The following is a 1,264-nucleotide window of genomic DNA, read 5'->3' as shown; positions in this document are numbered from 1 at the left end:
CTAGTGCTGTGACCGGAAACGTTCACCGGGTGGCCGGGGTGGTCAGGCTGCTCGGGTGAGGGGGCGTCCGCCGTAGCGGACGCCCTTTTCGCTGCGGACACGGGCTCGTTCGCGGCGTTGGGCGGCGAGGAGGTCGGGGTCGCGGGTGTGGGTGTTGCGCCAGCGCAGGTAGGCGTGCAGCGCGCGGGTCTGGGCGGTGTGGTTCGGGTGGTTGGAGTTCGCGATGGTGAACTGCCGCAGCGGTCCGAAGTGCGCTTCGATCGGGTTCGCCCAGGACGTGTAGGTCGGTGTGAAGCACAACTCGACGCGGTTGCGGCGGGCCCATCGGCGGATGCGCCAGTTCTTGTGGGCGGACAGGTTGTCCAGGATCACGTAGATCGGGGCGCCGTCCGGGCGGGCCTTGCGGATCGAGCGCAGTGCGGCCCAGGTGTGGTCGATGCCCTTGCGGCGGTGGTTGACGCCCCAGAGGGTGTCGTCGCCGACCGAGTAGCAGCCGTGGAAGTAGGTGACGCCGTGGGTGCGGTGGTAGGTCGCCGGCAGGCGGTCGGGCCGGCCTTTCGGCGCCCAGCCGGATCCGGCGGTCGGTCGGATGCCGAGCGGCCCGAATTCGTCGAAGGCGAACACCCGGTCCGGGAACCGTTCCAGGACGTGTTCGATGCGGTCGAGCTTGGTGTCGTAGTCGGGGTCGTTGGATTCCTTCCAGGTCTTGGTGCGCTGGAAGGTGATCCCGCGGCGGGCCAGCAGGGTGCGTAACGCCTCGCGGCCGAGGCGTATGACGCGGTCGTGGACCTTGCGGAGGTAGGCGGCGAGTTTGCGGATCGACCAGCGGGTGAACGGCTGGCCGAGGGCGGTCGGGCGGGTGGCGGCCGTCTGGGCGACGAAGTCCTCGTCGTCATGGTTGAGCAGGCGGGGACGGCCTCCCGCCCACCGAGGGCCCAGGCCGGCCATCCCGGTCTCGTTGAACCGGTGGACCACGTCGCGAACGGTGTCCTCGTCCGCCTGGACCAGCCGGGCGATCACCGGGACCGTGTTCCCGCCGGCCGAGGCCAGCACGATCATCGCCCTGCGGAACCGCACCGCACTCGTGGTCCCGCGACGCACGATGCGTTGCAGCCTGCGACCCTCGTCCTCGGTCAGTCTGCGGACCTTGACCGGCTCTGCCACCGAACCCCCTGTCGCCGGTTGGATGTCCATGACATCCAACCGGCACGCAGACCATCACGACCACCGGCCACCCGGTGAACGTTTCCGGTCACAGCACTAG

Annotated in this window: 1 protein-coding gene; it reads right to left on the bottom strand. The window is 69.6% G+C overall.

Annotated features, from left to right (window positions below; genetic code table 11):
* Nucleotides 1-42: 42 nt before the first annotated feature.
* The gene (locus tag ACH4XV_RS48470; RefSeq protein ID WP_395801042.1) at nucleotides 43-1,164 is read right to left on the bottom strand and encodes an IS630 family transposase; all 1,122 of its coding nucleotides are present in this window, start codon (nucleotides 1,162-1,164) and stop codon (nucleotides 43-45) included.
* Between the last annotated feature and the right edge of the window lie 100 nt (nucleotides 1,165-1,264).

It is taken from the genome of Embleya sp. NPDC020630 (assembly GCF_044334985.1).
Classification (GTDB): Bacteria; Actinomycetota; Actinomycetes; order Streptomycetales; family Streptomycetaceae; genus Embleya.
The sequence above is the reverse complement of the archived record's forward strand: the minus strand, read 5'-3'. Positions and strand labels throughout refer to the sequence as shown.